Consider the following 25,071-nt stretch of genomic DNA (forward strand, 5'->3'; position numbering starts at 1 on the left):
CCATCGGAAGGAAGAGATCGCCATGTCGGCCCGAGCGCACCTGAGCGTGATCCAGCCCCAACAGCCCGAACGCCCCCAGCTCGTCGAACCCGTGGCGAAGCTGGTCCAGGAGACCGCCCTGCACCGGCTGTGGATGGGGCAGTCCCTGAACGCCGAGACCCACCAGGTACTGGCCTACCTGGCCGGGCGCGGCCACCGCGTCCCCGTCGGCATCGGCGTCACCCTGATGCCGCTGCGGCACCCCTTCGAGGCGGCCGTCCAGGCCCGCAGCCTGGCCCGCATCACCGGCAAGCCCGTGGTGGTGGGCTACGGCCCGGCCACCCCGGGCCTGGTCGGCGCGCTGCGCGGGCGGCCCTACGACACCCCGGCGCGGACCTCCGCCGAGTACGCCCTGGCCGTCCGCGACCTGCTCGACGGCGGCCCGGCCGAGGAGTCCGTGAACGAGGCGTTCCACCAGGGCGAGGGCCTGGTCCTGCCGGAGATCGGCCGGTTCCCCCGCGTCGAGGTGGGCCTGGGCGTGCTGCGCAGCGGGATGGCCCGCCGAGCCGGGGGCGCGGCCGACGTCGCCATCACGTGGCTGACCCCCGCCCACCACGTGCACGACACCATCGCCCCGGCGCTGGCCGAGGGCGCCGCACGGGCCGGGCGGCCCGCCCCGCCGCGGATCGCCACCGTGGTCCACGCGGCGATCGCGCGCCCGGGCCGCGACCCGCGGCGGCTGGCGCTGCGCGGGGCGAGCACCCACCTGGGCCTGCCGCACTACACCGAGATGCTGCGCAGGGCGGGGGTGCCGGCCGACCCCGCCGACCCCGAGTCGGGCGCCGCCGCCCTGGTCGACAAGGGCGTGTACCTGTACGGGACCCCGGAGGAGGTCGCCAAGGGCCTGCTCGACTACGAGCACGCCGGGGTGAGCGAGATCGTCGTCAACCCCGCCGGGGTCGTGAACACCGAGGGCATCCGCTCGGCCGTCGCCGACGTCCGGGAGATCGCCCAGGCATGGGAGGAGCTCCGTGGCTGAGGAGGCACCGCACCCCGACCTGTTCCCCGAACTCGGGGCCGAACGCCTGCTGGTCATCGTGACCGGCTCGCTGGCGGCCACCCACATGACGTCCTGGTCCCCCTGGCTGAGCATGGGCTACCCGCGGCTGCGCCGCCGGGTGGTGCTGACCTCGTCGGCGACCCGGTTCGTGTCCCACACCGCGCTCACCGCGATGGAGCCCAACCCGGTGCTGGTGGACGCCTGGTCCGACGACCCCACCGAGAAGCCGCTGCACGTGGACCTGGCCGTCTGGCCGGACGCCGTCATCGTCTACCCGGCGTCGTTCCACTTCCTGGCCCGGTTCGCCGTGGGCCTGGGCGACACCCCGGCGATGCTCGCGCTCCAGTGCACGTCCGCGCCGGTGGCCGTCGCGCCGTCCGTGCCCCCGGGCGCGGCCGGATCGCTGGTGTACCGCAAGCACGTGGAGGCGCTGCGCGAGCGCGACAACGTGGTGGTGGTCGACCCGGTCCCGGGGATGAGCGCGCACACCGGCGGCTACGACGCCGCCGTCGCCGCCCCGCTGCCCGACGTCCTGACCGGCGTGGAGTCACTGCGCCGCGCCCTGGTGGGGGTGGGGACGCCGTGCTGACCAGGATCGTCGACGACTTCGGCACCGCCTACGTGCACACGACCGTGCTGCACACCATCACCGACGGGTTCGTGTGGATCCGCAACAGCGGCATCGACCGCTCGGTGCCCATCGGCACCGCCCCCATCCGGCTGCGCCGGCCCCTGGAGGACCTGCCCGGCTCCGTCCGGGCCCGGGTGGACCTGCCGCCCGACCCGGGGCAGACCTGGCGGGTCTTCTCCGCCCCCGGCCCGTCCTCGGTGGCCAAGCGGATGCTCCAGGAGGAGGCGGACGTCACCGGCCCGGGCGGCCTGATGACCGGGACCGGCGAACTGCTGTCCCGCATCCACGCCCTGCCGGTCCCCGCCGAGCCCGTCCTGGCGTCCCCGCAGGGTCCCGCCCGGCTGCTGCGGTGGCTGGAGAGCGGCCGGGGACCGCACGCCGCCGCCCACCTGCACCGGGTCGCCGGGCGGGTGCTGGGCCGACGGCGGCTCGACCTGGCCCGGGAGTGGTGCGAGGACCTGGCCCGGTACGGCCGGGACGTCCCCGGCGCCCTGCTGCACGGGGCGCCCGGCCTGGGAGTGCTCATCCCCTCGGTCTCCTCCGGGTCCGAGGGCGTCCTGCTCACCGGCGAGGAGCTGGCGGTGGGCCCGGCCGAGTTCGACCTCGGATGGCTGGCCGGGGAGCTGGTGGAGCACCGCGAGGTCGTACCGGCCTCCCGGGAGGAGGTGGGCCGCCTGCTGGACCGCCTGCTCGCCGGGTACGGGCCCGGCCCGGACCTGGACGCGGTCGGGCGCTACGCCGCCCTGCGGGTCCTGGTCCACGTGCACGACTTCTGCGCCTACGTGGGCTGGCACGCGTCGGTCGACTCCCACCTGGAGGTGGTGGCCGACGCCTTCGACCGGCACGGGGCCGGGCTGCTGGACCACACCACCGGAACCATCGGAACGGAGGACACCCGGCGATGACCACCGCCACCGCACCGCCGCGCACCCTGCACCGGACCCTGTCCAACGGGCTGCGCGTCCGCGTCCTCCCGCTGCGCTCGGTGAGCGCCGTGGGGATCGCCCTGCACTTCGGCACCGGCTTCCGGTCCGACCCCCCGGAGTTCCCCGGGCTCGCCCACCTGGTGGAGCACCTGCTGTTCCAGGGCGACGGCGCGGCCGGGCACTTCACCGGCATCGAGGCCCTGGGCGGGTTCTGCAACGCCTCCACCCGGCAGGACTACACCGACTACTACACCGTCGTCCCCTCCGACCACGCCGAGGAGATGCTGGCCCTGGAGGCCCGGCGCGTCCGCGAGCCGGAGATCACCGAGGCGGGTCTGCGCACCCAGATCCGGGTCATCGAGGAGGAGATCGGTGCCAAGGGCCGCAAGCCCTACGGCCGGTTCCCGTGGCCGTCGCTGTCGCCGGTGCTGTTCCGGTCCTACGCCAACGCCCACGACGGGTTCGGCGACCCGGCGGCGCTGTCCCGGGCCACGCTGGAGGACTGCCGGGGCTTCCTGGAGGAGTACTGCACGGCGTCCAACGCGGTGCTGACCGTCAGCGGCGACATCGACCCGCTGCGGGCGCTGGACCTGGCCGAGGCCCACTTCGGGACGCTCCCGGCCCGGCCCGCACCGCCGCGCCCGCACCACTGGGAGCCGGAGCCCGAGGGGACCGTGACGGGCACCGCGCACGACCCGCTGGCGGCCCGGCCCGGGTTCGCCCTCGGCTACCGGACCCCCGACGCCGCGGTCGACCCGGCGGCGCACTTCGGTCTGGCCCTGGTCGCCGAGCTGCTGGCCGGCGGCCCCGGGGCGCTGGTGCCGCGCCGCCTGGCGGAGGTCACCGGGCAGGCCCTGGGGGTGTCGGCCCGCGACGGGCTCTTCGACCTGCTGGACGCGCGCGACCCCGACATGTGGGTCCTGTCCGCGGTCCACCCCGCCGACGTGGAGCGCGACGTGATCCTCGACGCCGTCCGCGGGCAGGTCGGGCGGCTGGCCGAGCACGGCCCCACGGACACCGAGCTGGCCCGGGCGCGGGCCCGGCGGCTGGCCGCCTTCCACCGCCGGACCGACCAGCTCGCCGCCCGCACCCGCGCGGTCGGCCGCGGTGAGCTGCTGTTCGGCGACGGCGACCTGCCGGCGACCGTCCACCGCGGCTTCACGGAGGCGACCGCCGAGGACGTCGCCGCCGCCGCCCGGCTGCTGACCCGGGAGCACCGCGCCCTGCTGGTGCTCTCCCCCGGAGAAGGAGGGGAACACTGATGCGCGTCCACGACCTGCGGAGCCGGACCCTGCCCAACGGGCTGCGCGTGTGCTGCCTGCCGCACGGGGACACCCCCCTGGCGGAGCTGCGGATGGTGGTCCCCGGGACGAGCCGGACGCCCGGCGAGCTGTTCCGGGCCCAGCTGCGGGCCTCGCTCGCCGTCCTGCACACCGGGGCGGGCGACACCTCCCGCGAGGACCTGGAGTCCTCCGCCGTGGAGGTGCACGGCTCCGCCTCGCCCTGGGCGACCGTCCTGTCGGGGGGCTGCGGCACCGCCGACCTCGACCGGACGCTGCGCTACCTGGCCGAGGCGGTGCGCTCACCCGACATCGACCCCGGGGAGGCGGAGCGGGAGTACGGGCGCCAGCGCGCCCTGCTGGAGGCGTCCGCCGCGTACCCCCAGCACCGGGCGGTCGACGGCCTGTACCGGGGGCTCTACGGGGACCACCTGGCGGGCAACCGGGCGGGCGCCGGGCGCCACCCGCTGCCCGCCGAGCCCTCCGCCGAGGACCTGCGGGTCCCCGCGGGTACCTGGGGCCCCCGGGGGGCGATGCTGCTCGTCGTGGGCGGCTCCCTGGACGCCGAGGAGGTCTTCGCGGCCGTCCACGGCGCCTTCGGCGGCTGGGACTCCCCCGCCCCCGGGTGGGTCGTGCCCCCCGTCCCCGCGCTGGCCCCGGGCGCGCCCGCCGTGGTCCACGTCCCCGGCACCGACCGGGCCCACGTGAGACTGCGCGCCGACGCGGTGTCCAGCGAGGACGACCGCTACGCGCCCCTGTTCCTGGCCCTGAACACCCTCAGCGGCGGGGCCGTGTCCACCCGCCTCAGCCGCAACCTGCGCAACGACCACGGCTACGTGTACGGCGTCAACGCCTACGTCGACTCCTTCCCCGGCGCGAACCTCATCGCGGTGGAGGCCGAGACCGCGGCGGCCACCGCCGGCCCGGTCCTGGCCGGGATCGCCGAGGAGCTGTCCGGGATGGTCCTGGACCCGCCCACGGAGGAGGAGTTCCGCGCGGCGCAGCGGTTCGCCGCCGGATGCATGCGCACCCGCCTGACCTCGCTGGCCGAGGTCACCGGCAGCCTCATGGACATGGCCCTGAACGGCGAGGACCCCATGCGGCTCGCCGACTTCGCCGACCAGCTGGCCCGGGTGACCCACGACGAGGTCGTGGACGTCTCCCGGGAGTTCTTCCGTCCCGAACGCTTCACCGGGATCGTCTGTGGCGACGCCTCCCTACTCGGAACCCCGGAGCCGCTCACCGCACCCACCACACCCCACCAACCGGCCGAGGAGGTCGTCCTGTGAACACCGACGCGCCCGCACCCGAACCCCCGGTGGGCCTGCGCGGCCTGCTGTCCTACGCCCGGCCGCACTCCCTCGCCCTGTGGTCCGGCGGCCTGATCACCACCGTCGCCGCGCTGCTCACCCTGGCCCAGCCGATGGTCGCCAAGTACTTCCTGGACGGGATGGCGGTGGGCGGGGGCCCCGACGTCGCGCTCATCCTGGTGCTGTCCGCGCTGCTGGTGTTCGCGACGGTCCTGGCCTCCGTCGGCAACTACCTGACCGAGCGCACGGCCGAGGGCATCGTGCACGGGGTGCGCCGCGACCTGGTGCGGCGCATCATGCGGCTGCGCATGTCGGTGCTCGACCACGGCAGCCCCGGCGACCTGCTCTCCCGGGTGGTGTCCGACAGCAACCAGCTGCGCACCGCGACCACCCGCGACCTGGTGGACCTGTTCATCGGCGCGCTCCAGTTCGTCGGCATCATCGTCCTCATGGGCTACCTCGACCTGGGGCTGCTGGCCCTGCTGCTGGCCGTGGTCGTGGTGGTCGGCTTCGCGTTCGGGGCCGTCGTGCCGCGCATCCGGCGGGCCAGCCTGAACGTCCAGGAGGCCCTGGGCGAGATGGGCTCGACCCTGGAGCGGTCGCTGAACTCGCTGCGCACCATCAAGGCCAGCGGTTCGGAGGAGCGCGAGATCGCCGTCGTGACGGCCGCCTCCGAGCGGGCGCTCCAGCAGGGGAAGCGGGCCGCGGTGTGGTTCTCCGCCGGGAGCATGTCCACCGGGCTGCTGGTCCAGGTGTCGTTCCTCATCATCCTGGGTGTGGGCGGGGCCCGCGCCGCCACCGGCGGCCTGGACCTGTCCGTCCTGGTGGCGTTCCTGCTGTACCTCTTCTACCTGACCGGTCCGATCACCCAGCTGACCAGCTCGATCAGCGGCCTCCAGGCGGGCCTGGCCTCGCTCCAGCGCATCCGCGAGGTCCAGGCGATGCCGAACGAGGAGGAGACCGGCGCCGGGAGCTGGACCCCGGCGTCCGCCGACCGGCCCGCGTCGGTGTCCTTCCGCAACGTGCGGTTCGGGTACGACCCGCAGGTGCCCCTGTTCGAGGAGCTGACCTTCGACGTCCCCGCCGGGGGCATGACCGCGTTCGTCGGCCCCTCCGCGGCGGGCAAGAGCACGGTCTTCTCACTGGTCGAGCGGTTCTACGAGCCCCAGGCCGGCAGCGTCCGGATGGACGGCCGGGACATCACCGAGTGGCCGCTGGACCGGTTGCGCGCCGGGATCGGGTACGTGGAGCAGGAGGCCCCGGTGCTCTCCGGCACCCTGCGCGAGAACCTGCTGATGGCCGCCCCCGAGGCCACCGAGGAGGAGCTGGCCGACATCATCTCCCGCACCCGCCTGGAGGGGCTGGTCGGCCGGCTGGAGAACGGGCTGGACACCCTGGTCGGCCACCGCGGCGTCGCCCTCTCCGGCGGCGAGCGCCAGCGGGTGGCGATCGCCCGGGCCCTGCTGCGCCGTCCCCGGCTGCTCCTGCTGGACGAGGCCACCTCCCAGCTCGACTCGATCAACGAGCAGGCCCTCCAGGAGACCATCCGGGAGGCGTCGCGGATCACCACCGTGATGGTGATCGCCCACCGGCTGGCGACCGTGCGCGAGGCGGACCGCATCCTGGTCCTGGAGCGCGGCCGCATCCGGTCGACGGGCACCCACGAGGAGCTGGTGGAGTCCGACGAGCTGTACATGGAGCTGTCCATGCACCAGTTCGCCGGCGCCGAGGCCGCCCCGGTGGGGGCCGGTGCGCAGGGCTGACCCCGCGCCCCGGGCGCCGGGCGTGTTCAGACCGCGGTCCGGACACGCCCGGCGCCCGCGCCGTGCCGGGCGATGAGCTGGGAGCGGCGGTCGCAGCCGAACTTGCGCAGCAGGTTGGAGACATGGAACTTGATCGCCCCGGTGCTGAGGATGAGCCGGTCGGCGATCTGCGAGTTGGACAGGCCCTGGGTGAGCAGGTCCAGCACCTCCTGCTCGCGCCGGGTCAGGCTCTCCCCGAACAGGGGCTCGGCCGCGCCGAGGTCGGCTCTCAGGATCGGCGGCATCAGCTCCATCCACCGGCCGGCGAAGGTCGGCGAGATCCACACCGCCCCGGCCAGGGCCTGTTCGATGGCGTGGGTGATGTTGCCGTCCAGGTCGTCCCGGTCCACGATGGCGTGGGCGCCCCAGCGGGCCACCTCGACGAAGCGCGGGTCGGACTCGCCCTCCAGTAAGACGACGCAGGCCGGGCCGGGGTGCTCGCGGCGGCCGGGCAGCCCGGCGATCGCGCCGCTGCGCAGCAGCAGGACGTCCAGGCCTTCCAGCTCCCCGGGGCCGGGTGCGGCGCCGAGCTCGGTCACCGACCAGTCGCGCCCCGCCAGCACCGCGCGGATGCGCCGGGCCAGCAGTGCTCCGCCCAGGTGCAGGCCGATGCGGACGGTCTTCGCCTCGTGTGCGTTCATCGCCGTTCCTCTCCCGTGCGCCGAGACATCTGAGCCGAGGTTCACGGCCGCGGGTCGCGCCGCCATCACAGGAACGCGCGGCGTGTGAGGGCGGCCGCGGCGGCGGGGACGCGAAAGGGCCCGTCCCCCGGGGCGGGGAGGACGGGCCGGACGGTTTCGTTCGGGTCAGGCCTTGACGGAGTTGCGGCCGCCGACCGACAGCACGGCGAAGGCGACGAGGGCGACGGCCCCGACCAGCCCGGCGCCCAGCTGGGCGCCCGGGAACGGGTCGAGGACGGCGACGGCGGCGCTCGCGGCGAGCACCGCGATGGCGGCTCCGATCAGTACCTTGCGCGGGGTTCCCTTGTTCTGGGCCATGGTGTTTCTCCTCCCGTATGCCCTTTGCGGTCACCCCCACGATCTCCCGGGGCCTTCACAGCACGATCACACGAATGCGAAAAGTGAGCGGGTGGTGGGAGAAGAGTGACGGGTGGACCGGAGGGTCCCGTCCTCCTGGTCGGACCGGGTGGTCCCGGCACTGGTCCTCCCGGGTCATGCGGGTCCCGGAGGGGGCCGCGTACCCTGGGTCCGGGTCCTCCGGACGGGTTCCCGTGCCCTCCACCGTCCGCTCCCCAGGGGGCCTGCGCCCGTCCAGGACACCTCTGTACCCCCCGGGGGGTGAACGCGTGTGGCATCCGAACCGCACCGGCCCGCTCCGCTGCACGACCACGTCGCGCTCGACGAGATCGAGCTGTACGCGGAGGTGCTCGCCGCCGCCGCCCACGCCGACCGCCGCCTGGCCCGGGAGGAGCTGGACCGGGTGCTGGGGCTGGCCCCCGCCCCCGAGGGCCCGGCCCGGGCCCGCTGAGGTCAGAGGGGCAGTACGGCGCGCAGCAGGAACCCGCCCTCGCGCGTGCGCGCCGCCGTGAGCCCGCCGCCCGCCGCCGACAGCCGCTCGGACAGCCCGCTCAGGCCGTTGCCCCTGCCGCCGTCGCCGTCGCGGGCCCCGTCATTGGACATCTCCACCACCAGGGCCCGGCCGCCCTCCCCGCCGACCAGGGAGAAGTCGATCCGGCAGCGAGTGGCGTCGCTGTGCCGCAGCACGTTGGTGCCGCCCTCGCGCACCGCCCACGCGATCGGCGCGGTCGCTCCGGCGGGGACCTCCGCGCATTCCAGGTCCTCCAGTCCGGTGACCTCCACCCGGACCCCGGCCGTCTCCAGGACACCGCGCACCGAGGCGACCTCCTCGGCCAGGTCCGGCTCCCGGTACCCGTCGACCGCCGCGCGCACCTGGCCCAGCGCCTCCCGGGCGAGGCCGTGGACCTCGCGCAGCTCCTTCTCCGCGCGTTCGGGCGCCCGGTCGACGAGCCGCCCGGCCAGCTCGGCCTTGACCGCCAGCGCCGACAGGCTGTGCCCGAGCAGATCGTGCATGTCGCGGGCGAACCGCAGCCGTTCCTCGGTGACCGCCAGCCGGGCCCGGGCGGACTGCCCCTCCACCGCCTGCCGGGTGATGTCCCACAGCCAGATGGTGGCCATGGAGCCGGAGGCCATCAGCAGCGCCCACAGGATGGCCCCGGCCCAGAAGAGCAGGTGGGAGGCGAAGGGGAGGTCCGGCCTCTCGGTGAGGTAGATCGCCCACGGGGCCGCCAGCAGCACCAGCGTGACGGGGACCCCCCAGCGGCGCGGGGCCGCGAACACACCCACGGACCACCAGGAGGCGTACAGGCCCATCGTCAGCATCGCGTCCCGGAGCAGGACGGAGGTGGCGGCGAGCAGGGCGAGCGACCCCCAGTAGAGGAGGGGGTCGGGGACCCTGCGGCCGTCGATCCGGTCCCGCATCAGCAGCAGGACCAGCACGGTCAGGGGGAGCGACGTGCCCAGGGCGGCCAGCGGCCGCCACGGGTCGTCCGACGGCCCGGAGAAGACGACCTCGAAGAGCGGGATGCCGCCCAGCATCATCGCCACCATGCCCATCGTGACCATGATGATCAGGCGGGCGAAGCGCATCGTGCGGTCGTGCCGGTCCTCGGAGGGCGCCGGCGCGCCCTCGCGTTCGCGGGGGGAGGTCAACGGTTCTCCTCGGCTTCGGAAGAGGGGGTCGCGCCGGCGGGCAGGTGGACGCGCAGGAGGTGGCCGCCGTCCTCCGTGCGCACCGCCGCCAGGGTGCCGCCCTCCCGGCCCACCCGGTCGGCCAGCCCGTCCGTCACACCGGCGGGTCCGGTCTCCCCTCCCCGGCGGGCCCGGTCGTCGGAGACCTCCACCACCGCCCGCCCGGTGCCGGGGTCCCGGGAGAAGGCGATGCGGCAGCGGGTGGCGCCGCTGCGCCGGAGCACGTCGGTGCCGACCTCGCGCACCACCCAGGCCGCCAGGGACGCCTCCGCCGGGGAGGGGTCCAGGCCGCCCAGCCCCGTCACGGTGGTCCGGGTCCCGTCGGCCTCCAGGGCCGCCGTCACCGAGCGCACCTCCTCGGCCAGGTCCAGCTCCCGGTAGCCGCTGACCGCGGCGCGGACCCGGCGCAGCGCGTCGCGGGCCAGCGCGTGCACCTCGGCCGCCTCGGCGCGGGCCTCCTCCGGGGCCCGGGACACGTTCCGCTCCGCCCGCGCGGCCCGGGTCGCCAGCACGCTCAGGTCCTGCCCCAGCAGGTCCTGGAGGTCGCGGGTGAACCGCAGCCGCTCCTCGGCCACCGCCAGCCGGGCCTTGGCCTCCTGGGCCGCGAAGGCGTCGCGCACGATGTCCCAGAGCCGGAAGGAGACGGTGCAGCCCAGGTAGAAGAGGGCCCACATGAGGACCCCGCCCGCCCAGAAGACCGCGAACACCCCGGCGTGGGAGTTCGGGTACAGGAACGGCCAGGCGATCCACGGGACCAGGGCGGTCAGCAGTCCCAGCAGGGCGGACCGGCGCCCGTCGCGGTGCAGGTGCAGCATGACCGACAGCCACGCGCCCAGGGCGGAGACCATGTACACCTCGACCCGCAGGAACAGCGCCCCCGACCAGGCCAGGAGCACCGAAGCGACGTACAGGCGCGTGTCCGGGGCCGCCTCCCCGCGCATCCGGTCGACCAGGAGGGGTCCCATGCACACGGAGGAGCCGGTGAGCAGGACCAGGGACACGGCCTCCGGCCAGCCGGGGTTGCCGTGCATGCGCGTCTGGACGAACTCGATCACGGGCCACAGGACCACGATCACGGGCGTCACGAACACCGTGTAGGTGGTCATCCGGCGGGCCGTCCGCAGGTGGCGCCGCTGCGCGGCGCTCGGGGACGCGGTCTCCTGGTTCACCGTTCGAGTCTCCCCCATGGGAACGCCCGCCCCGGACGGGGCGGGCGGTACCGGGCCGGGTGCCGGGGCGTCATGCCTGACGGGGGTCCCAGCGGAAGGTGCGGAAGGCCAGCACGGCGAACAGGAGCGTCCACAGCAGCAGCAGGCCGACGGCGGGCACGGCCGCGGCCCACAGCTCCCCGAACCCGGCCGGGGCGGCGGACGCGTAGCCCGAGAAGACGTCGTAGCCGGTGTAGGAGGCCTGGGCGAGCTGGCCCGCGGCGGTGGAGGGCAGGAAGCCCAGCACCTCGACGAGCGGGTCCGGGAACATGCTGGTCGGAAGGATGTTGCCGCCCGCGAAGAGCAGGAACATCATCGGCACCATCGAGGCCATCTGGGCGGACTCGGCGGTGCGCGCCAGCGGGGTGACGCACAGGCCCAGGAAGCTCATGGAGACGGCGCTGAGCGTGATGGCGAGCACCAGCATGACCGGGTCCTGCGGCAGCGAGCCGGAGTTGGCGTAGATCAGGGCGGCGCCCAGCACGGCGATGGCCAGGGACATGAGGACCACCAGCAGCACCACCGCCCCGAACAGCGCGCCCTGGGTGACCCCGTTGACCCGCAGCTGCTTGAGGACGAGCGACTCGCGGCGGGCGGTGAACACGTTCGAGGGGTGGCCGATGCCGATGATCAGGCCGATGCTGCCCATCGCGGCGATCATGGCGAGGTCGGCGCTGCCGATGTCGCCCATGACGGGGTCGTCGGGCAGGTTCATCGGGACGAGGAACATGAACACCGCCAGGCCCAGGAACATCCAGGCGGTCTTGTAGCGGACGAAGAGGGTGAACTCGGTGCGGGCCAGGCGCAGCGTCTGGCGTACCGGGCTCATGGCGGGCGGGCGGACGGCGGTGGCGGGTTCGGCGGTGAGGGTCATGGGATGCGCTCCGGGTGCGGAAGGTCGGCGGGGGAAGGGTTACTGCTCGGCGAGGCCGGTGGCGCCGGCGACCTGGAGGAAGACGTCCTCCAGGGAGGCGCCGCGCACCTGGAGGTTGCGCAGGACCACGCCGCGCTCGGCGGCCCAGGCGACGAGCTCGGAGACCACCCGGTGCGCCCGCGATTCGACGTCGGCGCCGCTGACGGTGTAGGTGGCCCACAGCCGCCCGTCGCGGGTCCGCACCGCGGCCTCGGCCCCGGACGGCTCGGGCAGGTCGTCGGTGCCGACCTCCTCCGGCACCCGGAAGGTGACCCGGTCGCCCCAGGAGGCGAGGACGTCCTCCAGGGTGCCCTCGACCCGGATCTCGCCGCGGTGCATGATGGCGAGCCGGTCGGCCAGGCGCTCGGCCTCCTCCAGGTAGTGGGTGGTGAGCAGGACCGCGACCCCCTGCCGCTTGAGCTCGGAGATGATCCGCCAGGTGGTGTGCCGGGCCTCGGGGTCCATGCCGGTGGTGGGCTCGTCGAGGTAGAGCACCTCGGGCCGGGCGACCAGGGCCTGGGCGAGGATGAGGCGGCGCTTCTGCCCGCCGGAGAGCTGGCGGACCGGGATGCGGGCCTTGTCGGTGAGGGCGACCAGCTCCAGCAGCTCGTCGGCGTCGCGGGGGTCGGAGACCAAATCGTGGGCGAGGACGAGGGACTCCCGGACCGTGAGGTCCTCCATCAGGCCGTTGCCCTGGAGGACGGCGCCGGTGCGGCCGCGCAGGGCGGCGGGCTGGCCGTAGGGGTCGGTGCCGAACACCCGCAGGGTTCCGGAGCTGGGGCGCCGGAAGCCCTCCAGCGTCTCGATGGTGGTGGTCTTGCCGGCGCCGTTGGTGCCCAGCAGGGCGAACAGCTCGCCGGGGCGGATCTCGAAGGAGATGCCCTTGACCGCCTCGAAGTCGCCGTAGTGCTGGTGCAGGTCGCGGACGACCACCGCCGGGCCGTCGGGGGCGGTGCGGTCGGAGAGGGATTCGGTGCTCGTCGTCGTCATGGCTCCAGACTCCCGGAACCGGGGCCGGGGCCACAGACGCCGTTGTCACCGATCGCGTGTGGGAATCCACCGGGGCCGACGATGACAGATGTCACGGGTCCCGGGCACGGGGTGCCGCCCGCACGCGCCCCTTCCTCACCGCGTACGGGCGGCAACACCCCGGGTGGGCGCCGGGCGCCCGGTCGGGGGTGCTGGTAAGAGTTCTACACGAAAAACACGGGGCGTGGGGCGCGAACTCCGCCCTTTCGGGGTTCCCCGTGATCTTTTCCCAGGAAGTCATATCCGATGGGTGATTTCCCCGCCCGATGCGCGCGGGAGGAATAACCGGAAACCCGGTCCTGACCCGCCAAACCCCGCCGCGCCGGGTGTCCGGGACGTGATTTTCGGCCTTTCCGCAGTTCCGCATATACGGGCCTGCGGCCGCCCGTCCCGTAAACGGTCCGTTATTTGGAGTTCCCGTCCGGCCCCCGATCCCGGCGAAGGTCCCCCAACCGACGGCCGCCCCGCGGCATCTCCTCTGACGACCGGCGGCCGGCTCCACCCGGAAAGGGCCGCGACCGGACTTTCCGGACCGGCGGGGCCGAGCCTACTGTGGTCCCCTTGTCCACGACGACGAAGGATGTCCATGTCACCCAACCGCGGGCTCCTGTGGTGCGGGGTCGCCGCAGGCCCCCTCTTCCTCGGGGTGTCCACCCTGGCGGGTCTGCTGCGGCCCGAATACTCCCTGGCCCGGCACCCGGTCAGCTCGCTGGCGCTCAACGGGGCGGGCGGGGTCCAGGTACTGAACTTCCTGCTCACCGGCGCGCTGCTCACGGCCTTCGCGGTCGGCGCCGGGCGCGAACTCGGCCGCGCCGGCCGCACCGGGCCCGTCCCGTGGCTGCTGGGCCTGTGCGGCGCCGGCCTGGTCGGCGCCGGGCTGTTCCGCACCGACCCCGTCAGCGGCTACCCGCCGGGCACCCCCCACGAGCTGGTCTACACACCGCTGGGCGTCCTGCACGACGCGGCGTCCGCGCTGTTCTTCTTCGGGCTGCCGCTGGCCTGCGTGCTCTACGCCCTGCGGTCCCTGGCCGACCGGCGCTGGGTGGTCGCCGGGTACTCGGTGCTCACCGCGGCCGCCTTCTTCGCCTGCTTCCTGTGGGCGAGCGCCGGCTTCCAGCAGAACCCCGGCCTGGTCGCCGTGGGCGGGCTCTACCAGCGGGCGTCCCTGCTGGTCGGGTTCGCCTGGATCGCGGTGCTGGCCCTGCTGCTGCTCCGCTCGGAGAAGACGCGGGGGGCGCCCACCCCTCGGTGAGCGCCCCCTGCCGGGTCCGGCCGACTCCTAGGCGTCGGCGGGCTCGGCCTCCTGCGGCTTGCCGCCCTTGATCGAGCGCAGCAGCAGCTGGGAGACGTCGACGACCTCGAGGGTCTCCTTCGCCTCGCCCTGCGACTTCTTCTCGTTGATCGCGTCACCCAGCATGACCTGGCAGAACGGGCACGCGGTGGACACGGTGTCGGGGTTGGTGGTCAGCGCCTCGTCCACCCGCTCGGTGTTGATGCGCTTGCCGATCCGCTCCTCCATCCACATGCGGGCGCCGCCGGCGCCGCAGCAGAAGCCCCGCTCCTTGTGGCGGTGCATCTCCTGCGTCTTGACGCCCGGCACCTTCGCCATGATGTCGCGCGGCGGCGTGTACACCTTGTTGTGGCGGCCCAGGAAGCACGGGTCGTGGTAGGTGATGTTCTCGTCGATGGACTCGACCGGGGTCAGCCTGCCCTCGTCCACCAGCTTGGCCAGCAGCTGGCTGTGGTGGACGACCTCGTAGGTGCCGCCGAGCTGCGGGTACTCGTTGGCGAGGGTGTTGAAGCAGTGCGGGCAGCTGGCCACGATCTTGGTGACGCCGGCCTCGTTGAGGGTCTCGACGTTCTGCTGGGCCAGCATCTGGAAGACGTACTCCATGCCGAGACGACGCGCCGGGTCGCCGGTGCACGCCTCCATGCCGCCCAGGACGGCGAACTTGACGCCCGCGATGTCCAGCAGCTCGGCGATGGCCTTGGTGGTCTTCTTGGCCCGGTCCTCCAGGGCGCCGGCGCAGCCGACCCAGAACAGGTACTCGGTGTCCGCGTCGAGCTTGTCGTCGACGACCTGCACCTCGACCGGGTTCTCCTGGGAGGCCAGCTCCTCGATCCAGTCCATGCGCTTGTCCTCGGACATGCCCCACGGGTTGGCCTTGTTCTCCAGGTTCTTCAGGAGGGTGTTGGCCTCGGACGGGAAGTTGGACTCGACCATGACCTGGTAGCGGCGCATGTCGAGGATGTGGTCGATGTGCTCGATGTCCACCGGGCACTGCTCGACGCAGGCGCCGCAGTTGGTGCAGGCCCACAGCTCGTCGGGGTGGATGACGCCACCCTCCTCCTCGGTGCCGACCAGCGGCTTCTCCAGGAGGGCGAGGACGTCGACGCCGGCGTGGCTGTCGTCGGGCTTCTCCGCGAGGGTCTCGGCGTTGATGCCCTGGAGCAGGTACGGGGCCTTCTCGTAGGCGTGCCGCTGGAGGTCGAGGATGACCTTCTTCGGGGAGAGGGGCTTGCCGGTGTTCCAGGCGGGGCACTGGGACTGGCAGCGGCCGCACTCGGTGCAGGTGGTGAAGTCGAGGAGGCCCTTCCAGGTGAAGTCCTCGATCTTGCCCGCGCCGAACGGGTCCTCGTCGGGGTCGGCCTCCTCGAAGTCCAGGGGCGCGCTCCCGTCCTTGTTCATCATCTGCTTGGCGGCGCCCAGCGACGGGGAGCCGTCGGCGTTGCGCTTGAAGTAGATGTTGACCGGGGCGATGAAGCGGTGCCAGCCCACGCCCATGGTGAGCTGGAGCGCCAGGACCATGAAGAACGCGTAGCTGATGATCAGCTTGAACGCCGCGATCAGGGCGATCGCGGGGTCGGCGACCGCCGCCTCGCCGGGCATGACCGCGCCGACCGCGTGGGAGATCGGGGTGGCCCAGACCGGGAACGGGAAGGTGTCCGTGGCGGCCTTGAGCCCGCGGATCGCGAAGATCGCGAGGAGCAGGCCGATGATGTACGCCTCGACGTAGTAGCCGGTCCACTGCTTGGAGTGCATGAACCGCGAGTCGCGGCCCTTGCGCGCGGGGCGGTTGAGCACCCGGTACGCGGTCAGGCCCAGGATGCCGACGAGGCTGGCCCCGGCGATCAGCTCGATGGCCAGGCCGTAGACCGTCCAGTCGTAGATCAACGGCAGGTGGAAGTGCGGGTCGAAGACCTCGCCCTGCGCCTCGATGACCGTGAAGACCAGCAGGGGGAAGGAGACCATCACGAACCAGTGGGCCACACCCACCCAGGGCCGCTTGAGCATCCTGCCGTGGCCGACGATCTCGATGATCGCCATCGTGAGCCGTTGTCCGAACGGCCCCTTGCGCTCGGCCTCCACCGGTCGGCCCACGTTCACGGTCCGCACGATCTGGCGGACTGCCAGACCGAACATGGTGAAGGCGACCACGGCGAGGACCGAGGTGATGATGCCCAGTGTCAGGTACAGCATCGCCCGTGGCCTCCCATCCTGCTGCGTCGGCCGGTGCGCCACACACCGGCGGTCGAAATCTATGTTACTAGCGGGTAATCATGCGACGGCCACCGGCTCTGCGGGAAACCCCGACCGCGCAGGGGCAACGCTAGTGACTCCTGCCGCAACGAAACCACGCGGGTCCACCCTGTTCACCCCGTGACACGCGCCGCGGCGGCGCCCCGCGGCGCCCCCGCGCGCACCGCGTCCGCCCATTCCACCGCTCCCCCGCACCACCCGGCATCGGTCATCCCACCGGCCCCGCACGACGGCGCCCGCTGGCCGGGGCCGACGGGCGCGGAGCGGCGGGCCACCCCTGCGGGGGAGCGCGTTCGCGGCGGCGAGGGCCCCGGCCACGGAGCCGGGGCCGGGGCCGGGCGGTCAGATCCCGGCGGGGACGCGGTCCGCCGGGGCGGTGTACACGCGCACCCGGGGGTCCTCCGGCAGGAGCAGCAGCGCCCGGCCGACGGAGGCGTCGGCGTAGGCGCAGGCGCGCACCACCGCGGGCAGGGTGAGCAGGAACAGCGCGCCCGCGGCCATGTGCAGCAGGGCGGTGGCGACCAGCGGGTGGTCCATCGACAGCTGCGAGCCCAGGTCGGTGTACCCGGGGATCGTGTACAGCGACCACCCCCAGAGCGGGTAGAGCAGGCCGGCCAGCGCGCCGGCCCACCAGGTGACCGTGACGACGAAGGCGACCAGGGCGACCGGGAAGCGCACCACCGCGTGCAGCGCCTCCAGCCAGCTGCGCCCGCAGGCCAGCGGGGCCAGTGCCCGGCGCAGCGGTCCGGCGCCGGGGGCGGGGGCGCGGTAGGGGGCGCGCAGGACGGGACCGCCGGTGAGGTCGGCGAGGCGGATCCGGTCCACGTGGGCGATCCCGCGGGCCGCGTAGAGGGTGCCCACCAGGATGAACAGCCCCACCCCGGCGACCGCGGCGCCCAGCCCGGCGGCCAGGCCGGTGACGATCAGGGAGAACGAGACCACGGCGAGGGGCAGGCCGAGGAGCGTGTGCCGGGTGTCGGCGAGGAGCCGCACGGGCCAGGGACGGGGGGCGGGAGAGCCGTGCCCCAGGCGTCCGTTGAGGGTGGCGGTGGGCGACGGGTGGGCGGGACCGCGCCGCAGGCGTCCGTTGAGGGTGGTGGAGGGCGACGGGTGGGCGGGACCGCGCCGCAGGCGTCCGTTGAGGGTGGTGGAGGGCGACGGGTGGGCCGTTGTGTCCATGCCCCGAAGCTACGGCCGCGGCCCCCGTCCCGTCGGGGCCGCGCGCACCCCTTTCGCGGGTCGCGGCCCCCCGTATCGGGAGTGGTGCGCACACCACCCCCGACCCGTCCCCGGTTCTCCCCGGGGTCGACCCCGAGTCACGGTCAAGGATCCCCCCGGGTTCCCCCGGGGTTCCGTCATCTTCCTCGTGAAACCCGCCGGAGTCGGGAACAACCCCGCAGGGTCGCTCGTTGTCAGGTCGTAGAAAGTAACTTGAGTCGCCTCGACTCAACTGACTTGACAACCCTCGCCGGACGAAGCAAACTTACGCCCGAACGACTCAACTTTGACGGAGGAAGCAACATGGCACGTGCGGTCGGAATCGACCTCGGTACGACGAACTCCTGTGTCGCGGTCCTGGAGGGCGGTGAGCCCACGGTCATCACCAACGCCGAGGGCTCCCGCACCACCCCGTCCGTCGTCGCCTTCGCCAAGAACGGTGAGGTCCTCGTCGGCGAGGTCGCCAAGCGCCAGGCGGTCACCAACGTCGACCGCACCATCCGGTCGGTCAAGCGCCACATCGGCACCGACTGGACGGTGAAGATCGACGACAAGACCTTCAACCCCCAGCAGATCAGCGCCTTCATCCTGCAGAAGCTCAAGCGCGACGCCGAGGCCTACCTCGGCGAGGACGTGACCGACGCCGTCATCACCGTCCCCGCCTACTTCAGCGACTCCCAGCGCCAGGCCACCAAGGAGGCCGGCACCATCGCGGGCCTCAACGTCCTGCGCATCATCAACGAGCCCACCTCCGCCGCCCTCGCCTACCACCTGGAGAAGGAGGACGAGGCCACGATCCTCGTCTACGACCTCGGTGGCGGCACCTTCGACGTCTCCCTGCTGGAGGTCGGCGACGGCGTGGTCGAGGTCAAGGCCACCAACGGCGACAACCACCTGGGCGGCGACGACTGGGACCAGGCGATCGTCGACTGGCTGGTCGAGAAGTTCAAGAACGCCAACGGCGTGGACCTCTCCAAGGACAAGATGGCGCTCCAGCGCCTGCGCGAGGCCGCGGAGAAGGCCAAGATCGAGCTGTCCTCCTCCAGCGAGACGCAGATCAACCTGCCCTACATCACCGCCTCGGCGGAGGGCCCGCTGCACCTGGACGAGAAGCTCACCCGCGCCGAGTTCCAGCGGCTGACCGCCGACCTGGTCGAGCGGACCAAGATCCCGTTCCAGCAGGTCATCAAGGACGCGGGCATCAGCCTGAGCGAGATCGAGCACGTGGTGCTGGTCGGCGGCTCCACCCGCATGCCCGCCATCGTCGAGCTCGTCAAGGAGCTGACCGGCGGCAAGGAGCCCAACAAGGGCGTCAACCCCGACGAGGTCGTGGCCATCGGCGCCGCGCTCCAGGCCGGCGTCCTCAAGGGCGAGGTCAAGGACGTCCTGCTGCTGGACGTGACCCCGCTGTCCCTGGGCATCGAGACCAAGGGCGGCGTGTTCACCAAGCTCATCGAGCGCAACACGACCATCCCGACCAAGCGCTCCGAGATCTTCACGACGGCCGACGACAACCAGCCGTCCGTGCAGATCCAGGTCTACCAGGGCGAGCGCGAGATGGCCCGCGACAACAAGAAGCTGGGCGTCTTCGACCTGACCGGTCTGCCCCCGGCGCCGCGCGGCGTCCCGCAGATCGAGGTGGCCTTCGACATCGACGCCAACGGCATCGTCAACGTCACCGCCAAGGACCTGGGCACCGGCCGCGAGCAGTCCGTCACCATCTCCGGCGGTTCGGCGATGTCCAAGGACGACATCGACAAGATGGTCCGCGAGGCCGAGCAGTACGCCGAGGACGACCGCAAGCGCCGCGAGAGCGCCGAGGTCCGCAACAACGCCGAGTCCCTCGTGTTCCAGACCGAGAAGGTCATCAAGGACAACGAGGACAAGATCCCGGCGGACGTGCGCTCGGAGACCGAGGCCGCGCTGGCCGACCTGAAGACCGCCCTGGAGGGGTCGGACGTCGACACCATCCGCACGGCGAGCGAGAAGGTCGCGCTGGCCAGCCAGAAGATCGGTTCGGCGATCTACAGCCAGGGCCAGCAGCAGGGCGCCGACGGTGCCGCCGGCGAGTCCGCCTCCGACGCCTCGGCGGACGACGCCGACGTCGTCGACGCCGAGATCGTCGACGAGGACAACAAGGGCGACCGGTCCTGACCCGCTTCGGCCGAGAGGAAGGAGGGCGCGTCCCAGATGGCGCAGTCTGACAACGCGAACGGCAGCGCGGGCGACGGCGAGGAGCGCCGGGGTCCGGTGATCCGCGACAACCGCCGCATCGACCCGGAGACCGGTGAGGTGCGCGGGGCCGCGGCGGAGGAGCCCGAGGAGGCCCCGGAGGCCGGGGCCGACGCCGGGGCCGACGCCGAGGAGGTCGAGGGGATCGAGATCCCCGACACCCCCGAGCAGGTGGTGTCCGAGGCGATCAACGCCGACGAGCGGGTCGTGGAGCTCACCAACGACATCAAGCGCGTGCAGGCGGAGTACTCCAACTACCGCAAGCGCGTCGAGCGGGACCGGGTGGCCGTCCGGGAGGTCGCCACCGCCCAGGTCCTGGGTGAACTCCTGCCGATCCTCGACGACATCGGCCGGGCCCGCGACCACGACGAGCTCACCGGCGGGTTCAAGGCGGTGGGCGAGGCCCTGGAGGGCGCGGTCGCCAAGCTGGGCCTGGAGCGGTTCGCCGAGCAGGGCGACGACTTCGACCCGAACGTCCACGAGGCGCTGACCCTGGTCCCGGTCCCCGGGATCTCGGTGCAGACGGTGGTGGAGGTCTTCCAGCCGGGGTACCGGATGGGCGAGCGGATCCTGCGCCCGGCCCGTGTGGTCGTCGGCGACCCGGTGGAGGGCTCCGAGGAGTCCGGCTCCGCCGAGGCGCCCGCCGGCGACGCGGAGGACTCCGGCGGCAGGGCCGAGGAGTAGCGGTCGGACCCGCGGCTCTGCGGGCCACCCACGGGTGGCCCGCAGAGCCGACCCCGGTCCCGGGCGGCCCGGGACCACCTGGAAACATCGGACGCGATCAGAGCAGCGGGAGAAGGCACCCAGTCGATGAGCACCAAGGACTACCTGGAGAAGGACTACTACAAGGTCCTCGGAGTCTCAAAGACCGCCTCCAAGGACGAGATCAAGTCGTCCTACCGCAAGCTGGCGCGCGAGAACCACCCCGACGCCAACACCGGCGACCCCAAGGCGGAGGACCGCTTCAAGGAGATCTCCGAGGCGTACAACGTCCTGTCGGACGACAAGCGCCGCAAGGAGTACGACGACGCGCGGTCCCTGTTCGGCGGCTCGTACCGGCCCGGCGGCGGGACCGGTCCGGGCGGGTTCGACATGAGCGACCTGTTCGGCCAGGGCGGCACCGCCGGTAGCGGGGGCACCGGCGGCGAGCGGCTCAGCGACCTCTTCGGCGGCCTGTTCGGCGGCCGGGGCCGGGGCGGCACCGGCACGCGCAGCAGGCGCGGCGCCGACGTCGAGACCGAGGCCACCCTGACCTTCCGCGAGGCCGCGGACGGGGTGACCCGCTCCTTCCAGCTGGCCAGCGAGGCGCCCTGTCCCACCTGCAAGGGGACCGGGGCCAAGGCGGGCACCGCCCCGCGGATGTGCCCCAAGTGCTCGGGCACCGGGCACGAGAACACCAACCTCGGCGGCTTCTCCCTGTCGGAGCCGTGCAGCGAGTGCAAGGGGCGCGGCCTGGTCGTCGACGACCCCTGCGACACCTGCCACGGCAGCGGGCGCGGCAAGAGCACCCGCACCATCCAGACGCGCATCCCCGCCGGTGTGGCCGACGGCCAGCGCATCCGCATCAAGGGCAAGGGCGCGCCGGGTGAGAACGGCGGGCCCGCCGGCGACCTGTACGTCGTCGTCCACGTGAAGGAGCACCCGGTGTTCGGCAGGAGCGGCGACAACGTCACGATCACCGTTCCGGTCACGTTCCCCGAGGCGGTGCTCGGCGCCGACGTGCGCATCCCGACCCTGGGCGGCTTCCCGGTGACGGTCAAGGTGCCGCCGGGCACGCAGAACGGCCACAAGCTGCGGGTGCGCGGCAAGGGCGCCACCCGCAAGGACGGCACCACCGGCGACATGATCGTCACCCTGGAGGTCTCCGTCCCCAAGAACCTCAACGGCGATGCCCGCGAGGCCCTGGAGAAGTTCCGCGCGGCGACGTCCGACCACGACCCGCGCGACGGGCTCGAAGCGCGGGCGAAGGGTGCGTGAGACCGATGAACGACTCCTTCGGCGTGGACGCGCCGGTCTACGTGATATCCGTGGCGGCCGAGCTGGCGGGCATGCACCCGCAGACGCTGCGGCAGTACGACCGGCTGGGGATCGTGTCCCCGGGCCGGACCTCCGGACGCGGTAGGCGCTACTCCATGCGCGACGTGCAGACACTGCGCGAGGTGCAGCGGCTGTCGCAGGAGGAGGGCATCAACCTGGCCGGGATCAAGCGGATCCTGGAACTGGAGCACGAGGCGGAGCAGCTGCGCGAGCAGGTGTTCCACCTCGCCAACGAACTGGAGGCGGCGCGCCGGGCGGTGGCCCGGCGGGCCCGCCCGCCCCGCTCCGAGAGCGGGACCGCGGTGCGCGGCGAACTGGTCCGGCGCACCCGCGTGACGATCTTCAACACCGCCGAGGACGACGGTCAGCGGAGGGACTCCGGGCAGGAGGGCCCCGGCCCCGACCGGATCGGCGGCGACGGGGCCTGACGGCCGCGACGGCCGGCCCGGCACGGGGGCACGGGGTCCGGCCGGCCGCGACACATCACCCTGCGTGACACGGCTTGCATAAGGAGTCACCGCACATGAACTACAAGCTCACCCAGAAGAGCCAGGAGGCCCTGTCGGTGGCCATCCGCCTGGCCACCACCAAGGGCAATCCCCAGACCGAGCCGGTGCACCTGCTGACCGCGCTGCTGGACCAGGCCGAGGGCGTCACCCGCCCGCTCCTCAAGGAGGTCGGGGCCGACCCCGACCGGCTCAAGGACAGGGTCGACGAGGCCGTCGACGCGCTGCCCCAGGTGACCGGGTCCACGGCGGCCTCGCCCGGCTCCTCCCGCCAGCTCATCGTCTCCATCAACACCGCCGCCCAGCGCGCGCAGCAGATGGAGGACGAGTACGTCTCCACCGAGCACCTGCTGGTGGGCCTGGCCGCCGACGGCGGCGAGGCGGCCCGGCTGCTCAAGGACGCCGGTGCCGCGCCCGAGGCGCTGCTCGACGCGTTCGAGCGGGTGCGCGGCAAGCGCCGGGTCACCACGGAGAACCCCGAGGAGACCTACCAGGCGCTGGAGAAGTACGGCGTCGACCTGACCGAGCGGGCCCGCGAGGGCAAGGTGGACCCGGTGATCGGCCGCGACGGCGAGATCCGTCGGGTCATCCAGGTGCTCAGCCGCCGCACCAAGAACAACCCGGTGCTCATCGGCGAGCCCGGTGTCGGCAAGACCGCCGTGGTGGAGGGCCTGGCCCAGCGCATCGTCGCGGGCGACGTGCCCCAGTCCCTGCTCGGCAAGCGGCTGATCAGCCTGGACCTGTCGGCGATGGTGGCGGGCGCCAAGTACCGGGGCGAGTTCGAGGAGCGCCTCAAGGCGGTGCTCCAGGAGATCAAGGACTCCGAGGGCCAGGTCATCACGTTCATCGACGAGCTGCACACCATGGTCGGCGCCGGGGCCTCCGGCGACGGGTCCATGGACGCCGGGAACATGCTGAAGCCGATGCTGGCCCGCGGCGAGCTGCGCATGGTCGGCGCGACCACGCTGGACGAGTACCGGGAGCGGATCGAGAAGGACCCCGCCCTGGAGCGCCGGTTCCAGCAGGTGTTCGTGGGCGAGCCGACGGCCACCGACACCATCGCGATCCTGCGCGGGCTCAAGGGCCGCTACGAGGCGCACCACAAGGTGCAGATCTCCGACTCGGCGCTGGTGGCCGCCGCGACCCTGTCCGACCGCTACATCACCGCGCGCTTCCTGCCGGACAAGGCCATCGACCTCATCGACGAGGCGGCGTCCCGGCTGCGCATGGAGATCGACTCCAGCCCGGTGGAGATCGACGAGCTGCGCCGCACCGTCGACCGCCTGAAGATGGAGGAGATGGCGCTCGACAAGGAGTCGGACCCGGCGTCCCGGCAGCGGCTGGAGCGGCTGCGCGCGGACCTGGCCGACAAGCAGGAGCGCCTCAACGGGCTGGTCGCCCGCTGGGAGCAGGAGAAGGCGGGCCTGAACCGGGTCGGCGACCTCAAGGGCCGGCTGGACGAACTGCGCACCCGGGCCGAGCTGGCCGAGCGCGAGGGCGACTTCGCCACGGCGTCCCGGCTGATGTACGGGGAGATCCCGCAGCTGGAGAAGCAGCTGGAGGAGGCCTCCCAGGCGGAGGAGTCCGCCGAGGCCGAGACCGACTCCATGGTCAAGGACGAGGTCGGCGCCGACGAGGTGGCCGAGGTGGTCTCGTCCTGGACCGGCATCCCGGTGGGGCGGATGATGGAGGGCGAGACCTCCAAGCTGCTGCGCATGGAGGAGGAGCTGGGCCGGCGGCTGATCGGCCAGCGGTCCGCCGTCGTGGCCGTGGCGGACGCCGTGCGCCGGGCGCGCGCGGGCATCTCCGACCCCGACCGGCCGACGGGCTCGTTCCTGTTCCTGGGCCCGACCGGCGTCGGCAAGACCGAGCTGGCCAAGGCGCTGGCGGAGTTCCTGTTCGACGACGAGCGGGCGATCGTCCGCATCGACATGAGCGAGTACTCCGAGAAGCACTCGGTGTCCCGCCTGGTCGGCGCGCCCCCCGGGTACGTCGGCTACGAGGAGGGCGGCCAGCTCACCGAGGCGGTGCGCCGCCGGCCGTACACGGTGGTGCTGCTGGACGAGGTGGAGAAGGCCCACATCGAGGTGTTCGACACCCTGCTCCAGGTCCTGGACGACGGCCGGCTGACCGACGGCCAGGGGCGGCTGGTGGACTTCCGCAACACCATCCTCATCCTCACCTCCAACCTGGGCTCGCAGTTCCTGGTGGACCAGACCCTGGACGAGGCGACGCGCGAGCAGCGGGTCATGGACGTGGTGCGGGCGACGTTCAAGCCCGAGTTCCTCAACCGGCTCGACGACGTGATCATGTTCGAGGCGCTGTCCATCGAGGACCTGACGCGGATCGTGGACCTCCAGGTGGAGAAGCTGGCCCGCCGCCTGGCGGACCGGCGCCTGAACCTGGACGTGACGCCGGGGGCGCGGGAGTGGCTGGCGATGACCGGCTACGACCCCAACTACGGGGCCCGGCCGCTGCGCCGCCTGGTGCAGTCCTCGATCGGCGACCCGCTCGCCCGCGAGCTGCTGTCGGGCGCGCTGACGGAGGGGGACACGGTGGTGGTGGACGTCAACGACGCCGCCGACAGGCTGGTCGTGTCGTCCCGACCGCTGGGAGCGCCGGCGGAGTAGGACCCGGCCGCGGGGGGCCGCCCGGACCGGGCGGCCCCCC

General features: G+C 73.0%; 21 protein-coding genes. 13 read left to right on the top strand and 8 right to left on the bottom strand.

Annotation, left to right across the window (positions count from 1 at the left end; genetic code table 11):
• Positions 1-22 precede the first annotated feature (22 nt).
• The 6 genes from ABZ249_RS05175 to ABZ249_RS05200 are packed head-to-tail and all read left to right on the top strand — an operon-like array spanning position 23 to position 6,949.
• Complete coding sequence (locus ABZ249_RS05175) at positions 23-1,018, top strand: LLM class flavin-dependent oxidoreductase (protein WP_355257502.1); 996 nt, start codon at positions 23-25, stop codon at positions 1,016-1,018.
• Positions 1,011-1,628, top strand: a complete 618-nt coding sequence (locus ABZ249_RS05180; RefSeq protein ID WP_355257505.1) for a flavoprotein — start codon at positions 1,011-1,013, stop codon at positions 1,626-1,628. Before ABZ249_RS05175 ends, ABZ249_RS05180 begins: the two co-directional genes overlap by 8 nt.
• On the top strand, positions 1,622-2,575 hold the full coding sequence (locus ABZ249_RS05185) for a hypothetical protein (protein ID WP_355257508.1): 954 nt from the start codon (positions 1,622-1,624) through the stop codon (positions 2,573-2,575). The genes ABZ249_RS05180 and ABZ249_RS05185 overlap by 7 nt, the downstream gene beginning before the upstream one ends.
• Positions 2,572-3,858 (top strand): pitrilysin family protein, encoded by a 1,287-nt coding sequence (locus tag ABZ249_RS05190; protein WP_355257511.1) that lies wholly within the window; start codon positions 2,572-2,574, stop codon positions 3,856-3,858. The genes ABZ249_RS05185 and ABZ249_RS05190 overlap by 4 nt, the downstream gene beginning before the upstream one ends.
• Entirely contained in the window at positions 3,858-5,165 is a 1,308-nt protein-coding gene (locus ABZ249_RS05195) for a pitrilysin family protein (protein ID WP_355257514.1), read from the top strand. Before ABZ249_RS05190 ends, ABZ249_RS05195 begins: the two co-directional genes overlap by 1 nt.
• Positions 5,162-6,949, top strand: a complete 1,788-nt coding sequence (locus ABZ249_RS05200) for an ABC transporter ATP-binding protein (protein WP_355257517.1) — start codon at positions 5,162-5,164, stop codon at positions 6,947-6,949. Before ABZ249_RS05195 ends, ABZ249_RS05200 begins: the two co-directional genes overlap by 4 nt.
• 26 nt (positions 6,950-6,975) lie before the next feature.
• On the opposite strand, the gene ABZ249_RS05205 is transcribed toward ABZ249_RS05200, so the two are convergent.
• A complete protein-coding gene (locus ABZ249_RS05205; RefSeq protein ID WP_355257520.1) occupies positions 6,976-7,629 on the bottom strand; it encodes a response regulator transcription factor in 654 nt (217 codons plus the stop codon).
• A gap of 165 nt (positions 7,630-7,794) precedes the next feature.
• Positions 7,795-7,986 (bottom strand): hypothetical protein, encoded by a 192-nt coding sequence (locus ABZ249_RS05210; protein WP_220564388.1) that lies wholly within the window; start codon positions 7,984-7,986, stop codon positions 7,795-7,797.
• Between the two features lie 310 nt (positions 7,987-8,296).
• On the opposite strand from ABZ249_RS05210, the gene ABZ249_RS05215 reads away from it, so the two are divergent.
• Positions 8,297-8,476 (top strand): hypothetical protein, encoded by a 180-nt coding sequence (locus ABZ249_RS05215; RefSeq protein WP_355257523.1) that lies wholly within the window; start codon positions 8,297-8,299, stop codon positions 8,474-8,476.
• Between the two features lie 2 nt (positions 8,477-8,478).
• Here ABZ249_RS05215 and ABZ249_RS05220 read toward each other — a convergent pair whose 3' ends face one another.
• The 4 genes from ABZ249_RS05220 to ABZ249_RS05235 all read right to left on the bottom strand — a co-directional run bounded on the left by ABZ249_RS05220 (position 8,479) and on the right by ABZ249_RS05235 (position 12,828).
• Positions 8,479-9,678: a histidine kinase gene (locus ABZ249_RS05220; RefSeq protein ID WP_355257526.1), complete on the bottom strand. Its 1,200-nt coding sequence runs from the start codon at positions 9,676-9,678 to the stop codon at positions 8,479-8,481.
• A complete protein-coding gene (locus tag ABZ249_RS05225) occupies positions 9,675-10,886 on the bottom strand; it encodes a histidine kinase (protein WP_355257529.1) in 1,212 nt (403 codons plus the stop codon). The genes ABZ249_RS05220 and ABZ249_RS05225 overlap by 4 nt, the downstream gene beginning before the upstream one ends.
• Before the next feature lie 70 nt (positions 10,887-10,956).
• The gene (locus ABZ249_RS05230) at positions 10,957-11,799 is read right to left on the bottom strand and encodes an ABC transporter permease (protein WP_220564385.1); all 843 of its coding nucleotides are present in this window, start codon (positions 11,797-11,799) and stop codon (positions 10,957-10,959) included.
• A gap of 39 nt (positions 11,800-11,838) precedes the next feature.
• On the bottom strand, positions 11,839-12,828 hold the full coding sequence (locus ABZ249_RS05235) for an ABC transporter ATP-binding protein (RefSeq protein WP_355257533.1): 990 nt from the start codon (positions 12,826-12,828) through the stop codon (positions 11,839-11,841).
• A gap of 625 nt (positions 12,829-13,453) precedes the next feature.
• On the opposite strand from ABZ249_RS05235, the gene ABZ249_RS05240 reads away from it, so the two are divergent.
• Positions 13,454-14,119 (top strand): DUF998 domain-containing protein, encoded by a 666-nt coding sequence (locus ABZ249_RS05240; protein ID WP_355257536.1) that lies wholly within the window; start codon positions 13,454-13,456, stop codon positions 14,117-14,119.
• Positions 14,120-14,146: 27 nt separating this feature from the next.
• Here the strand turns inward: ABZ249_RS05240 and ABZ249_RS05245 are convergent, their stop codons facing one another.
• Both ABZ249_RS05245 and ABZ249_RS05250 read right to left on the bottom strand, forming a co-directional pair.
• Positions 14,147-16,348, bottom strand: a complete 2,202-nt coding sequence (locus ABZ249_RS05245; RefSeq protein WP_355257539.1) for a (Fe-S)-binding protein — start codon at positions 16,346-16,348, stop codon at positions 14,147-14,149.
• A gap of 402 nt (positions 16,349-16,750) precedes the next feature.
• On the bottom strand, positions 16,751-17,587 hold the full coding sequence (locus ABZ249_RS05250; RefSeq protein WP_355257542.1) for a sensor domain-containing protein: 837 nt from the start codon (positions 17,585-17,587) through the stop codon (positions 16,751-16,753).
• A 342-nt stretch (positions 17,588-17,929) separates the two neighbouring features.
• Here ABZ249_RS05250 and dnaK point away from each other — a divergent pair, with 342 nt between their 5' ends.
• From dnaK to clpB, 5 genes are all read left to right on the top strand, one after another.
• The gene (dnaK, locus tag ABZ249_RS05255) at positions 17,930-19,780 is read left to right on the top strand and encodes a molecular chaperone DnaK (RefSeq protein ID WP_220564380.1); all 1,851 of its coding nucleotides are present in this window, start codon (positions 17,930-17,932) and stop codon (positions 19,778-19,780) included.
• Between the two features lie 36 nt (positions 19,781-19,816).
• Positions 19,817-20,542 (top strand): nucleotide exchange factor GrpE, encoded by a 726-nt coding sequence (grpE, locus tag ABZ249_RS05260; protein ID WP_355257545.1) that lies wholly within the window; start codon positions 19,817-19,819, stop codon positions 20,540-20,542.
• Between the two features lie 126 nt (positions 20,543-20,668).
• Complete coding sequence (gene dnaJ, locus ABZ249_RS05265; protein WP_220564378.1) at positions 20,669-21,835, top strand: molecular chaperone DnaJ; 1,167 nt, start codon at positions 20,669-20,671, stop codon at positions 21,833-21,835.
• A gap of 5 nt (positions 21,836-21,840) precedes the next feature.
• Entirely contained in the window at positions 21,841-22,323 is a 483-nt protein-coding gene (locus ABZ249_RS05270) for a helix-turn-helix transcriptional regulator (protein WP_220564377.1), read from the top strand.
• A 95-nt stretch (positions 22,324-22,418) separates the two neighbouring features.
• Positions 22,419-25,031, top strand: a complete 2,613-nt coding sequence (clpB, locus tag ABZ249_RS05275; RefSeq protein ID WP_355257549.1) for an ATP-dependent chaperone ClpB — start codon at positions 22,419-22,421, stop codon at positions 25,029-25,031.
• Positions 25,032-25,071: the final 40 nt, after the last annotated feature.

The sequence above is a fragment of the Nocardiopsis sp. NPDC006139 genome (assembly GCF_040614155.1).
Taxonomy (GTDB): Bacteria; Actinomycetota; Actinomycetes; order Streptosporangiales; family Streptosporangiaceae; genus Nocardiopsis; species Nocardiopsis changdeensis.

Coding starts and splice junctions, on each gene's coding strand:
- ABZ249_RS05175 (WP_355257502.1), top strand. CDS start 23: ATGTCGGCCCGAGCGCACCTGAGCGTGATCCAGCCCCAACAGCCCGAA.
- ABZ249_RS05190 (WP_355257511.1), top strand. CDS start 2,572: ATGACCACCGCCACCGCACCGCCGCGCACCCTGCACCGGACCCTGTCC.
- ABZ249_RS05195 (WP_355257514.1), top strand. CDS start 3,858: ATGCGCGTCCACGACCTGCGGAGCCGGACCCTGCCCAACGGGCTGCGC.
- ABZ249_RS05205 (WP_355257520.1), bottom strand. CDS start 7,629: ATGAACGCACACGAGGCGAAGACCGTCCGCATCGGCCTGCACCTGGGC.
- ABZ249_RS05210 (WP_220564388.1), bottom strand. CDS start 7,986: ATGGCCCAGAACAAGGGAACCCCGCGCAAGGTACTGATCGGAGCCGCC.
- ABZ249_RS05230 (WP_220564385.1), bottom strand. CDS start 11,799: ATGACCCTCACCGCCGAACCCGCCACCGCCGTCCGCCCGCCCGCCATG.
- ABZ249_RS05235 (WP_355257533.1), bottom strand. CDS start 12,828: ATGACGACGACGAGCACCGAATCCCTCTCCGACCGCACCGCCCCCGAC.
- ABZ249_RS05240 (WP_355257536.1), top strand. CDS start 13,454: ATGTCACCCAACCGCGGGCTCCTGTGGTGCGGGGTCGCCGCAGGCCCC.
- ABZ249_RS05245 (WP_355257539.1), bottom strand. CDS start 16,348: ATGCTGTACCTGACACTGGGCATCATCACCTCGGTCCTCGCCGTGGTC.
- ABZ249_RS05250 (WP_355257542.1), bottom strand. CDS start 17,587: ATGGACACAACGGCCCACCCGTCGCCCTCCACCACCCTCAACGGACGC.
- dnaK (WP_220564380.1), top strand. CDS start 17,930: ATGGCACGTGCGGTCGGAATCGACCTCGGTACGACGAACTCCTGTGTC.
- grpE (WP_355257545.1), top strand. CDS start 19,817: ATGGCGCAGTCTGACAACGCGAACGGCAGCGCGGGCGACGGCGAGGAG.
- dnaJ (WP_220564378.1), top strand. CDS start 20,669: ATGAGCACCAAGGACTACCTGGAGAAGGACTACTACAAGGTCCTCGGA.
- ABZ249_RS05270 (WP_220564377.1), top strand. CDS start 21,841: ATGAACGACTCCTTCGGCGTGGACGCGCCGGTCTACGTGATATCCGTG.
- clpB (WP_355257549.1), top strand. CDS start 22,419: ATGAACTACAAGCTCACCCAGAAGAGCCAGGAGGCCCTGTCGGTGGCC.